This is a genomic window from Vitreimonas flagellata (assembly GCF_004634425.1).
Taxonomy (GTDB): domain Bacteria; phylum Pseudomonadota; class Alphaproteobacteria; order Caulobacterales; family Aquidulcibacteraceae; genus Vitreimonas; species Vitreimonas flagellata.
Map to the genome: position 1 here is coordinate 1,410,088 of NZ_SBJL01000001.1, position 12,354 is coordinate 1,422,441.

General features: G+C 64.1%; 11 protein-coding genes. 7 read left to right on the forward strand and 4 right to left on the reverse strand.

Translation table 11 applies throughout. The annotated features are described in order from the left end of the window. Nucleotides 1-44: 44 nt before the first annotated feature. Nucleotides 45-554: an MORN repeat-containing protein gene (locus tag EPJ54_RS07310; protein ID WP_167755614.1), complete on the forward strand. Its 510-nt coding sequence runs from the start codon at nucleotides 45-47 to the stop codon at nucleotides 552-554. On the opposite strand, the gene EPJ54_RS07315 is transcribed toward EPJ54_RS07310, so the two are convergent. Beyond that, complete coding sequence (locus EPJ54_RS07315; RefSeq protein WP_135210984.1) at nucleotides 551-1,000, reverse strand: hypothetical protein; 450 nt, start codon at nucleotides 998-1,000, stop codon at nucleotides 551-553. The two genes, EPJ54_RS07310 and EPJ54_RS07315, sit on opposite strands and share 4 nt — an antisense overlap. 118 nt (nucleotides 1,001-1,118) lie before the next feature. On the opposite strand from EPJ54_RS07315, the gene EPJ54_RS07320 reads away from it, so the two are divergent. The 5 genes from EPJ54_RS07320 (at nucleotide 1,119) to EPJ54_RS07340 (ending at nucleotide 6,164) form a co-directional block, all read left to right on the forward strand. Continuing rightward, nucleotides 1,119-2,930 (forward strand): aminopeptidase P family protein, encoded by a 1,812-nt coding sequence (locus tag EPJ54_RS07320; protein ID WP_135210985.1) that lies wholly within the window; start codon nucleotides 1,119-1,121, stop codon nucleotides 2,928-2,930. Nucleotides 2,931-2,984: 54 nt separating this feature from the next. Further along, the gene (locus EPJ54_RS07325) at nucleotides 2,985-3,641 is read left to right on the forward strand and encodes a metal-dependent hydrolase (protein ID WP_135210986.1); all 657 of its coding nucleotides are present in this window, start codon (nucleotides 2,985-2,987) and stop codon (nucleotides 3,639-3,641) included. A 16-nt stretch (nucleotides 3,642-3,657) separates the two neighbouring features. Next, a complete protein-coding gene (locus tag EPJ54_RS07330; protein ID WP_135210987.1) occupies nucleotides 3,658-4,083 on the forward strand; it encodes a hypothetical protein in 426 nt (141 codons plus the stop codon). Between the two features lie 80 nt (nucleotides 4,084-4,163). Beyond that, nucleotides 4,164-5,702 (forward strand): M20/M25/M40 family metallo-hydrolase, encoded by a 1,539-nt coding sequence (locus EPJ54_RS07335; protein WP_135210988.1) that lies wholly within the window; start codon nucleotides 4,164-4,166, stop codon nucleotides 5,700-5,702. Between the two features lie 60 nt (nucleotides 5,703-5,762). After that, on the forward strand, nucleotides 5,763-6,164 hold the full coding sequence (locus tag EPJ54_RS07340; protein ID WP_135210989.1) for a DUF2177 family protein: 402 nt from the start codon (nucleotides 5,763-5,765) through the stop codon (nucleotides 6,162-6,164). Here the strand turns inward: EPJ54_RS07340 and ligA are convergent. The 3 genes from ligA to lpxC form a co-directional block, all read right to left on the reverse strand. Further along, nucleotides 6,154-8,514 (reverse strand): NAD-dependent DNA ligase LigA, encoded by a 2,361-nt coding sequence (ligA, locus tag EPJ54_RS07345; RefSeq protein ID WP_135210990.1) that lies wholly within the window; start codon nucleotides 8,512-8,514, stop codon nucleotides 6,154-6,156. The genes EPJ54_RS07340 and ligA overlap by 11 nt on opposite strands. Nucleotides 8,515-8,591: 77 nt before the next feature. Beyond that, the gene (locus tag EPJ54_RS07350) at nucleotides 8,592-9,449 is read right to left on the reverse strand and encodes an outer membrane protein assembly factor BamD (RefSeq protein ID WP_239590793.1); all 858 of its coding nucleotides are present in this window, start codon (nucleotides 9,447-9,449) and stop codon (nucleotides 8,592-8,594) included. 113 nt (nucleotides 9,450-9,562) lie between these two features. After that, nucleotides 9,563-10,486, reverse strand: a complete 924-nt coding sequence (gene lpxC / locus EPJ54_RS07355; protein ID WP_239590794.1) for a UDP-3-O-acyl-N-acetylglucosamine deacetylase — start codon at nucleotides 10,484-10,486, stop codon at nucleotides 9,563-9,565. Nucleotides 10,487-10,630: 144 nt separating this feature from the next. On the opposite strand from lpxC, the gene EPJ54_RS07360 reads away from it, so the two are divergent. Further along, nucleotides 10,631-12,352 (forward strand): hypothetical protein, encoded by a 1,722-nt coding sequence (locus EPJ54_RS07360; RefSeq protein ID WP_167755615.1) that lies wholly within the window; start codon nucleotides 10,631-10,633, stop codon nucleotides 12,350-12,352. Nucleotides 12,353-12,354: the final 2 nt, after the last annotated feature.

A 12,354-nucleotide genomic window follows, 5' to 3' on the forward strand; every position in this document is an offset into this window, starting at 1 on the left:
GTGTGATGCGACCGGCTAGGCTTCGACGCGGGAGGGTTGAAGCCATGTTCAAACTGAAATCGTCGTTCGTCGCTTTCGCGTTTGCGATTGCCGCGCTCTGCAACGCACCGCAAGCGTTCGCACAAACCGCAACGCCGTTCGATCTGGCCCAGCTCTCTCCCGAAGTGCGCGCCTCCGTCATCACTGCGCGCGACTCCCAACGCCGTGCGCTGGTCGCGTCCGCACGCTCTGGCGGTGGCGGCGCCGGTCTCGTGCGCTTCGACGGTTCGGGCGGCGATCGCTATCAGGGCGAATGTGCGCCATGTGACGCCGACCCCCAACGCCACGGCTATGGCGTGATGACCTGGGACGACGGTGAACTTTACGCTGGCGCGCACATGCGCGGCGGCACGGGCGGCATGAAGCACGGCTACGGCGTTTATATTTTTGCGAACGGCAACGTGTACGAGGGCCAGTTCAGCGCTGACCAATTCAACGGTCACGCCGCTGTGTGGGATTCGAACGGCACGCTTCTCTACCAGGGCCGCTATTTGAACAATCAGCCCGCCAATTAGCGCGCGTACACATTCACCGCATACCAGCACGGCTGCGCGCCGCACGCGAACATCGAAAGTTCGATATCGTATTGCCCCGTCACGCGCGGACGCACTTGCACGACAGGCACTCGATCATCGAGCAAATCTTGCGCGATCACGACATTGTTCTGATCCAACACACGCAGATCAATGTCACGGCAGCGCGAGTCACAGACGCCAACGATGCGATAATCCTGCCCCGCCCGAAGCGTGACGGTGTAACGGCGTGAAGAGCGTTGGCTGAGCCCTCCAGCGAAAGGCCCCGCGGCGCGCGAATAGCCCTCATTGCTCAGGATCGTTTCGGCCCGCGCCAGCTGTTGGGCCAACTCGCGCGCGAACGGGTCCGGCACCTGCGCGCTGGCCGGAGAGGCCAGCAGCACAAGCGCAGCCACAGCGCCCAGAGCCTTTTTTACCGAAAAGCGCATGCATCTCCCCGGCCGCCAGCCGGAATTTCGCGGGTTCGCCTCTTAAACCCGCCGAGTGAAAGCCCTAAACTCAACCCACTGAACCTGCCCTGAACCTGGGCCTCAAAGGACGCAAATCGTGTTCCAGACCTATGACGATCCGGGCGGCCCCGCCCTTGGCCGTAAGCATCTGCCGCGCTTGAGGAAAGCGCTCAAGGCCGCCGGCCTCGACGGCTTCATCGTGCCTCACGAAGACGAATGGCAGAATGAATACGTGCCGCCGGCCTATGACCGTCTGGCCTGGACCACCGGCTTCACCGGCTCCGCGGGCGCCGCGGTTGTGCTGGCCGACGAAGCCGCGGTTTTCGTCGATGGCCGCTACACGCTGCAAGTCCGCGCGCAGGTTGATGGCGCGCTCTTCGCATACCGCGATCTCGTCGATGGCGGCGTGCCTGCCTATCTGCGCGAGCGCGCGCCGAAGGGCGCCAAGATCGGCTACGACCCAAAGCTCCACAGCCCCGATAGTCTCGATCGCATCCGCGCCGCCGCCGACGCCGCTGGCGCCGAACTCGTGCCCGTCACGCAAAATCCGATCGACACGATCTGGGACGATCGCCCGCCGATCCCGATGGCGAAAGTCGAACCGCACGCGGAAACCTATTCCGGCGAAAGCGCCGCCTCGAAGCGTCAGCGCTTGGGCGAAGGCTTGAGCAAGGAAGGCGCGGACGCTGTCGTCCTCACTTCGCCGGCCTCGCTCGCCTGGCTCTTCAACATTCGCGGTGGCGACGTCGCGCGCACGCCGCTGCCGCTCGGCGAAGCTTTGCTGCGCGCCGACGGCACAGCTGATCTCTTCATCGCGGATGAAAAAGTCTCGCCCGAATTGAAGCAGTGGCTCGGCAATCAAGTCGCGGTGAAGCCCAGCAACGAATTGCAGCCGACGCTCGCCGCTCTCGGCGGCAAGAAAGTGAAGCTCGATCCCTCCAGCGCTAGCGCTTGGTACTTCGAAGAGCTCAAATCCGCCGGCGCCGAAATCGTGCGCGGCCAAGATCCGGTCGTGCTGCCGCGCGCATGCAAGAACGCCGCTGAAGTCGAAGGCTCACGCCAAGCGCACATCCGCGACGGCGCCGCCGTCTCGCGCTATCTGCATTGGCTCGCCACCGACGGCCAAACCGGCAAGGTGCAAGAGATCGAAGCCTGCGAACGCCTCGAAGCCTTCCGCGCTGACACCGGCGCGCTGAAAGATTTGAGCTTCGACTCTATATCGGGCGCCGGGCCCAACGGCGCTATCGTCCATTATCGCGTCACCAAGAAGACCAATCGCAAGCTCGGCCGTGGTTCGCTCTTCTTGATCGATAGCGGCGGCCAATATCTCGACGGCACCACCGACATCACACGCACCGTGGCGATTGGTCGGCCGACGAAGGAAATGAAGGATCGCTTCACCCGCGTCCTCAAAGGCCACATCGCGCTCGCGCGCGTGCGCTTCCCGAAGGGCACGACGGGTCACCAGCTCGACGCGCTCGCGCGCATGAGTTTGTGGGAAGCCGGCCTCGACTACGATCACGGCACCGGTCACGGCGTCGGCGTGTATCTCGGCGTGCACGAAGGCCCGCACCGCATCGCCAAATTCGTCAACACGCAGCCGCTTGAGCCCGGCATGATCGTGTCGAACGAACCCGGCTATTACAAAACCGGCGCCTACGGCATCCGCATCGAAAACCTGCAAGTGGTCACGCCCGCCGCCGACATCGACGGCGGCGAACGGCCCATGCTCGGGTTTGAGACGCTGACCCTCGCCCCGATCGCGCGCGAACTCATCGTGAAGCAAATGCTCACGAAAGAAGAGCTCGCCTGGCTCAACGCGTATCACGCGACAGTCTGGGAAAAGATCGGCCCGCAATTGGATGGCGAAGCCAAAGCTTGGTTAGAGGCCGCGACCAAGCCGCTCTAACGATTGCCGCACCACATTGATTGTGTTTCCCTGCCTTGGCGGGGAGACACAATCATGTTCGTCGGCCATTACGCAGCAGCGTTCGCAGCCAAAGCCATCGAGCCCAAAGCGCCGATGTGGACGCTCGCAGCCGCAGCACAACTCGTCGATATCGGCTGGAGCGCCTTCATTATCGCCGGCATCGAGCGCGCCAGCGTCGATCCATCCCTGCCCGGTTCATCCCTGATCCTTGAGCACATGCCGTGGACGCACTCACTGCCGATGGCGATCGCGTGGGGCATTGGCGCAGCATTGCTCGCGAAGCTTCTCCTGCGCCAGCCGATCTGGGCCAGCGTCGTCATCGGCCTCACCGTGTTCTCACACTGGCTGCTCGATCTCATCGTGCACCGCCCCGATCTCGAACTCTGGGTCGGCGGCGAGAAAGTCGGCTTCGGGCTTTGGAATTATCCCGTCCCTGAACAAGCGATCGAGATCGGCCTGCTCGCGATCACGGGCGCGGCGTGGGTCGCGAGCCGCAAGACGCTCGGCCGCCTCGCTTGGCCCGCCATCGCTTTCATCGGCTTTCTTGTTGCACTGCAAATCGTGGCGATGCTCTCGCCACAACCCGCCGGGCCTCTCGAAGCGCAAAGCGGCGTGATGATCCTCGCCATCTATCTCGTCGTCGTGGCGCTGGCTGCGTTGACGGAATTGTCCGCCAAGCGCACGACTTGATCCGGGGAGAATGCACATGACGGACGCAACAAAAACGCCGTGGCGCCTCTGGGCAATCGGTGGCGTCGCATTGCTTTGGAATGGTTTCGGCGCGTTCGATTTCGCGGCCACCTTCACCCGCTTCGAACCGTGGGTGTCGCAATTCCCCGACGCCCTGCGCGATTACATCTACGCATTGCCGCTGTGGAATTGGATCGGCTGGGGCGTCGGCGCCTGGGGCGGCGTCATCGGCTCCGCGCTTCTGCTGATGCGCAATAAACTGGCCGTGTGGGCTTACGCGCTTTCGCTGATCGGCGCCGCCGGTTCCAACGCCATTACACTCTTGGATCCGCCACCCGCGGAGGTTGGCGCAAACCCCGTGCTCACGATTATCATAATCGGCATCGCCGCCTTGCTGCTTGCGTACGCGATGTGGCTAAAGCGCAAAGGCGTGCTTCGTTAAACCGGCAAATGGCGTTTCGATCCCCTGGCGCGGCTGCGCTCACGTTCTAGAGTGATCGTCACAGCTCCAAGGGGGATCACATGGATCGCAACGACATTCCGCCGATCGACCAAGTCGCAACGCCAACACGCCGCAGTTTATGGGCGGGCGCGGCCGCACTCGCGCCACTCGCCTTCGCTGAAGACGCCGACGCCGCGACACCCAATCGCGCCGCCCTGCGCCGCATCGTCGATCAACAGAAAGACGAGACGATCGCGCTGCTGCAGGATTGGATTCGCAATCCCACCATCGCTGCCGAAAGCCTGAACATTCAGGAAGGCGCCGACTACATGGCGCGCCTCGCCCGCGACGCCGGCTTCCAAACCGCCGAGATCGTCTCCACCGACGGATCGCCCGGCGTGTGGGCCGCGCTCGACGTCGGCGCGCCGAAAACGCTCGCCGTCTATTTCATGTACGACGTGAAGCAATTCAATCCGGAAGAATGGTCCTCGCCGCCTCTCGAAGCGCGGCTCGTCGATAACCCGCTTGGCCGCATTCTCGTCGGTCGCGGCGCCGTCAACCAGAAGGGCCCGGAGATCGCTTTCCTCGCCGCGTTGCGCGCGCTGCGCGCCGCCGGCCGCCAACCGCCCGTCAACATCGTGCTCATCTGCGAAGGCGAAGAAGAAATCGGCAGCCCGCACTTCCACCAAATCGTGCGCCGCCCCGACATCATGCAGCGCTTGCAATCGAGCGTGGGCGTCTTCATTCCAAGCGCCTGGCAAGACCCGAGCACAGGCAGCGTCAGCGTCAATCTCGGCGCCAAAGGCATCATCGAGTGCGAATTGATCGCCAGCGGCGAAAGCTGGGGTCGTGGGCCCACGCGCGACATCCATTCCAGCACCAAAGCGATGGTGGATTCGCCCGTCTGGCGGCTCGTGCGCGCACTCGACACGCTCACCACCGAAGATGGCAACACGCCAGCCATCGACGGCTGGTTCGAGAACGTGCGTCCGCTCACGGCGCGCGAACGCGAACTCATCCAACAAGGTGCGCGCAATTCCAGCGAAGCCGATTGGAAGCAACGCAATGGCGTCTCGCGCTTCATTGATGACCTGCCGTGGGCGCAAGCGCTGGAGCGCCTCGCCTCGCAGCCCACCGTCAACATCGAAGGCCTCGTCGCCGGCTATACTGGCCCCGGCGGCATGACTATTCTGCCTGGACGTGGCGTGGCCAAGCTCGACTTCCGCTTGGTGCCAAACCAAACCCGCGCCGAAGCCGAAGCCAAACTCCGCGCCCACCTCGACGCACGCGGCTTCAGCGATGTGCAGGTCGTCGTCAGCGGCGGCTATGACCCAACCGAAACCGCCGAAGACAGCGCCATCGTGCAAGCGCAGCTCGCCGTTTATCGCCGCGCTGGCGCACGCGCGACGTTGAACCCACGCCTCGCTGGCTCTTGGCCGGGCGCCGTCTTCACCGCAGCCCCCGTCAGCCTTCCTGCTGGCCAATTCGGCCTCGGCCACGGCGGCGGCGCGCATGCGCCCAACGAATATCTGCTGATCGACAGCAACAATTCCCGTGTTCAGGGCCTGACCGGCGCGGTGATGGGCTTCATCGACATCATGTACGAGCTGGCGCGTTAAAGTCGCACTGAACCAAACAGCCTCGGCATTCGTTCAAAGAACGAAGCCGAGGTCGTCTCCATGTCCAATGTCATCGCCTGGATCAGCACCGGGCTCGTATTCGCCATCGCCGACGGAATCTGGCTGAGCCAAGCGGCGCCGCGCATCTATCGGCCGATGATCAGCGACATTCTGCGGCCCGATGTCTCGTGGCCCGCCGCAATCGCGTTTTACATCATCTATGTCAGCGGCATCGTCTATTTCGCCGTAGCCCCCGCGCTTGAGAAGCAAAGCCTCAGCGCAGCGCTCCTCAACGGCGCGGTGCTCGGCTTCGTGGCCTACGCCACTTACGATCTGACCAACCAAGCCACGCTAAAGGTGTGGGACACGCGCCTCACGCTCATCGACATGAGTTGGGGCACACTCGCCACCGCACTCGCCGCCGGCGCCGGCTATTGGCTCACGCAACGCTTCAGCGGCTAAGCTCAATCCACGCATCTTCGTCGATCACTTTGACGCCGTGCTTCTCGGCTTCGGCGAGCTTTGAGCCCGCGCCCGGCCCAGCGACCACGAGATCGGTCTTCTTGGACACGCTGCCTGAGACTTTCGCACCCAACGCAATCGCGCGCGCCTTGGCTTCATCGCGCGTCATCTTCTCCAGGGTGCCGGTGAACACGATGGTCAGCCCAGACACATTGCTCGATGTCGCCGCTTTCGGTTCGGCCTTGGGCTTCACCTCTTTCAGCAAGCGCTGCAGCGCATCGCGATTGTGCTTCTCCGCGAAGAAATCGACCAAGTGCGCCGCCGCGACGGGCCCCACGCCATCGATGCGTTCAAGTTCAAGATAATCATCGCCGGGCGCTTGCTTGGCCGCATCCTTGATCGCGCGGATCGCGTCGCCGAGCGAACCATACGCTTGCACCAACCCGTCCCACGCGCGCGACGTGACACCCTTGATTCTCGGATACGCCGCACTCGCATCGCTCGCCACAAACATATCGCTCTGGCCCGCGCCGCCTGCCGGCGCTTTCAACTCAGCCGCCGCGGCAAGCAACGCTGCGCGCGCGCCGCCGCCCACGCCACTCACGCGCTCCAGCGCATCGTATGCTTCGCCCGGCTGCGCCTTCACGGCAGCATTCACGGCATCCTCAAACGCTTCCCAATTCTCAAACCGCCGCGCCAGCACACCCGCGGTTGTCTCCCCGATATCGCGAATACCAAGCGCATAGAGGAAACGTCCGAATTGCGGTTCGCGACGCGCATCGATCGAGGCCAGCAAATTCGTGACGCTCTTTTCGCCGTAGCCCTCGCGCGTCGAGAGCTCGTCGCGCTTTTCGTGCAGGCGAAAAATGTCGGCCGGCTCTTTCACCCAACCGAGTTCGTAGAATTCCTGGATCTGTTTGGCGCCGAGCCCATCGATATCCATCGCCCGACGCGCCACGAAATGGATCAGCCGCTCCACCGCCTGCGCTGGGCAATTCAGCCCGCCCGTACAGCGCGCGATCACGCCCTCTTCGCCCGGCTCCAGTTCACGCGCGACATGCGAGTCGCACACCGGGCAGCGTTCTGGAAATTGATACTTGCGTGCGCCCTTCGCACGCTTCTCCAATAGCACGTCCACAATCTGCGGGATCACATCCCCGGCGCGTTGAACCACGACCGTATCGCCCACGCGCAAGTCCTTGCCGCCGCGGATCGGCGCGCCATCCGCGCCCAGCCCTCGGATATAATCGGCATTGTGCAACGTCACGTTCGTCACCGTGACGCCGCCAACGAACACCGGCTTCAACCGCCCCACCGGCGTCAGCGCACCGGTGCGGCCAACTTGAATATCGATGCCTTCAAGAATCGTCGCCTGCTGCTCGGCCGCGAATTTATGCGCGATCGCCCACCGCGGAGAACGCGAGACGAAACCCAGCCGCTGCTGCAGCGCAAGCGAGTCCACCTTGTAAACGACGCCGTCGATCTCGTAGGCGAGCCTTTCCCGGCTTTCCAGAATGCTTTGATAGATCGCGAGCAATTCGGGGCCGTTCTTCGCGCGCTTTATGCCCGCGAGCGGAAAACCCAACTCCGCCAGACGTTGCACAGATTCGTACTGCGTCTCCGCCAGCGGCTCGCTCAACTCGCCCCAGCCATGCGCGAAGAAACGCAACGGCCGCGACGCCGTGATCTTCGCATCGAGCTGACGCAACGCGCCCGCCGCCGAATTGCGCGGGTTCACGTAAGTCTGCTTACCTTCAGCTTCGAGGCCAGCGTTCATTTTGGCGAACGCGGCCTTCTCCATGTAAACTTCACCGCGCACCTCAAGCACCTTAGGCGCATCCTTGATCTTTTTCGGGATGTCCGGGATCGTCATCAAATTGGCGGTGACGTCTTCGCCCTCACGGCCGTCGCCGCGCGTGGCGCCACGCACGAAGCGGCCGTTCTCGTAGCGGAGCGACGCCGAAAGCCCGTCGATCTTCGGCTCCGCCGTGATCACCGGCGGCGTATCCAAGTTCAAAAAGCGCTGCACCTTGGCGACGAACGCATGCGCATCCTCCGCATCAAACGCATTGTCGAGCGACAGCATCGGCACAGCGTGCTGCACCTTGCCGAACTTCTCTGCGGGCGCCGCCCCCACGCGCATCGAGGGGCTATCTTCGCGCACCAAAGTGGGAAAGCGCGCCTCGATCGCGGCGTTGCGCTTGCGCAGCGCGTCGTATTCAGCGTCCGTCAGTGCCGGCGCGTCTTTGGCATAATATAGCTTGTCGTGATGCGCGATCTCGCGCGCCAGCCGCTCCAATTCGGCGGCCGCCTCTTCCTGACTCAGTTTTTCAACGGGCGTGTCGGTCATCAGGCATCAGGTATCGGGTATCATTGTCAGAGGATACGAAACATCCCGACACCTGACACCTGCAATCTGACACCTGCTTAGAACACCGTGCCGAACGTGCGGCTGAGCCAGCCGCGGCGGCGCGCTTCTTCTTCCGGCACCTGCGTCACGCCGCTCTCAGTCATCAAATCGTAGGTGCGCTGGTACCAAGCATTACCCGGGAAGTTGTGACCAAGGATCGCCGCCATACGCTGCGCTTCTTCGATCATGCCGACCGAGAGGTACGCTTCGACCAAACGGTGCAGCGCCTCAGGCGTGTGCGACGTAGTTTGGAAGTTCTCGTTCTCGACCACATTGCGGAAGCGATTGATCGCCGCGAGGTGCTGGTCGCGCTCCAGATAGAAGCGGCCGACCGACATCTCTTTGCCGGCGAGCTGGTCATAGACCATGTCAATCTTCAAACGCGCGTCGCGCGCATAAGCCGTTTCCGGAAAGCGACGCACAACATCATTCAGCGCCGTAAGCGCACGCTCCGTGGTGCCCTGGTCGCGGCCCACGTCGGTGATGCGCTCAAAGTGGCAGATCGCGATCAAGTAATAGGCGTATGGCGCGCTGTCGTTGCCGGGGTGAAGCGACACGAAGCGCTGCGCGTCTTCGATCGAGGAATCATATTGCCGCGCTTGATAGTGCACGAAGGCCTCCATCAACATCGAGCGGCGCGCCCAGGATGAATACGGGTGTTGGCGCTCGACTTCCTCGAACATCGCCAGAGCGAGCGGATAACGCTGATCCTCGATCGCATCGACGCCGCGATTGTAGAGAGCGGCCACCGGCTCATCGACATATTGCACGTTCTCGCGCTCGCGATTGGCGCCGAAACCGCCGCAGGCTGTCACGCTGCCGGCCATCACGGCCATCGCGACTGCGCGAGCAATCTGCATTTGTCGAGGGGTCATCAGCTGGCCTCTTCTGGCTTACAAATCGGCGCGCCGAACAGGCGAGCGCATCGCTGATACAGGAGGATTGGCCGGACGCAAAGCGGCTGCGGCTGTGGGACGAACAGGCGCGCTCAGCCGACAGCGGCAACCAGCGCCGGCTGGGCCGCGCGTACCGTTTCGGGCGCGGACTCGTATTCGAAACGCCACGCTTCCGGCGTATCGAGCAACGCGCGCACCAAACGCGCATTGAGCGCGTGGCCGGGTTGATCCGCCACAAAGCGGCCACAAATCGGCGCGCCGGCCATCGCCAGATCGCCAATCGCGTCGAGCATTTTATGGCGTACGAATTCGTCTTCGAAGCGAAGACCTTCCGGGTTCACAACCCGGCCGGCATCCACAACCAGCGTATTTTCCATAGACGCGCCGCGGCCCAAACCAGCCGCACGCATCGCGTCGACGTCCGACATGAAGCCAAACGTACGCGCGTCCGCGATGTCGCTGAGGAAGCTCTTCGGCGAGAGTTCGATCTGACGACGTTGCACGCCAATCGCTGGATCGGCGAAGCGGATCGTCACGTCGAGATCGAGACCGGCAAAGCCATCGGACGGCAGCAGGGCGGCGCTTTTCGCGCCCATACGCACTTCGATCGCTTCAAGAATACGGATGACGCGCTGCGGCGCATGTTGCGTCTTGAGGCCGGCATTGAGCAGTACGGCGACGAATTGCGCCGAAGAGCCGTCCAAGATCGGCAATTCCGGGCCATCGACTTCGACAAAGAGATTGTCGACGCCCAGGCCGGCGCAAGCCGACATCAAATGCTCGATCGTGGCCAGCTCAGCGCCGGCGGCGTTGCGGATCGTGGTGCAATTGCGGGTTTCGGACACGAAATCGGCGTGGGCGCGGATCAAATTATCCACAGCCTTCACATCGGCGCGGACGAACACGATACCGGTATCGACCGGGGCCGGCGTCAGCGCGATGCGGACGTGCGCGCCCGAATGGACGCCAATGCCCGCACACACAGCCGGGCCTGCAATGGTTTGCTGACGACGCACCGAAACCACCTCTTCGTCCCCCCACGGAACTGGAGCGAGGCCCCCCGACCCCGTAATGGTGGTGTAAGGCGTCCTTCGCATGTGCGACAACACACGTTGCGTTACGGTTTGTGACTGTTAAGCGACCTGAATTACACCGTTGAAATGTCAGATAAAAAATCAGTCCCGCCACACCCTCGCGATACCTACGCTTTACGGGCTGTAGCACGCGCTGGCGGGCCCGATGCGGCCAAGGCTGCGCGCCATGCGGCAGCTTTGGCGGAGCTGCGCGACCCGGAAACGGCCAAGGAAGCCCTCTCGCTCGCCATCCGGCTGGAACCGATCGACCCAACGCCCCGCCTGGCGCTGGCCCGCCTGCACGCCGAAAGCGGCGATCTCGCCGCCGCCCGCGCCGAGGCCCAGGCCGTTTTGGCCGACGCGGTCGACCAAGCCGCTCGCGCACGCGCCGCCTTCATTCTGGGGGAACTCGCCCGCGTCGGCGGCGGCCACGACGAAGCGCGCGGCCGCTACCAAGCCGTGCTCAAGATCGAGGACGCCCTGCTCTCGGCCAATCCGGGCGAACCCACAGCGTCGCGCTGGTACGCCCGCGCCCGCGGCCGCATCGCTGAGCTCGACGCCAGCGCCGGCGATTTCAGCGCCGCGCGCACCGGCTCCGAAGGCGCACTCGCCATGCTGCGCGCCGTCGCCGCCGCGATCGGCGAACCGCCCGTGCTCGCCGCCGACATCGCCGACGCTGAGATGCGCCTCGCCGCACTCGAACTCGATCACAATCAACCAGCCTCCGCGCGCCGCCGTCTCGGCGAAGCCATTGGCCGCTACGAAGCGCTCGCCATCACCGAAAGACACGAACCGCACTGGCGCGCTGTGCTCGCCGACGCATGGGCGTTGGCAGCCGAAGCCGATTACGTGCGCGGCGATGCGAACGCGGCGCGCGACGCGATGGAACGCGCGCTGCAAGCGCGGCTTGTGCTGGCGGCGCAGAACGAGAGCGAAGCCTGGGGACTCGCCGGCGTGTGGCGGGTGCGCGGCGCTTTACGCGCAGCGCTTGGCGACAACGACGCCGCCAGAGAATCGTTCGCCCAAGCACGCGCCATGGCGGAAACGCTCAGCACCCGCGCCGGCCGCGGCGAAGACGCCTCGCGCTTCCTGCTGCGCACCCTGCTCGCGCAAGGCGATCACGCGCTGCGCATCGGCCAACTGAACACAGCACGCGAAGCCACCGACAGCGCGCGCATACTCGCTGAAGGCTTTGCGCAGGACATCGGCGGCGCCTGGCTCGGCGAAGTCGCGGCCTGCTGGGATCGCTTGGGCGAAATCGCGCGCACAGCGGGCGCAGGCGCTGCCGCCCAAGACGCTTTCGCACGCGCCGTCGAGTTTCGCCGCTTAGCACTCGAACGCGCGCCGGACGACATGCGCTTAATCCGACGCCTCGCTGCGGCACTCGTCAAGCATGGCGACGCGCATCTCGGCGCCAACGCGCACGCCAGCGCCAAAGCCGCATTTCACGAAAGCATCGTGCTGCGCTTCAAATTGCTCGACGCTGCGCCCAACGACGCCACAGCCGCGCACGCCGTCGCCGTCGCACTCGAACGCTTCGGTCTTGCCGCCTTTGCCCAGGGCGACACCAACGCCGCGCGCGCAGCGTGGGAAGACGAGCTCGCGCTCGCCGACCGCATCTTCGCGGAAGAGCACTCGCTTGAATCCCTGCGCTTTCGCGCCATCGTCGAAAGCCATCTCGCCAGCGCCGGCGGGCCCAACGGTGAACACCACCGCCACGCAGCACTCGAGCACCTAGATCAGCTCGCCCACGCGGGCGTCCTCACGCCGCAAGAGACCGCACTACGTAAGAGACTCTGGGGCGCGTGAGC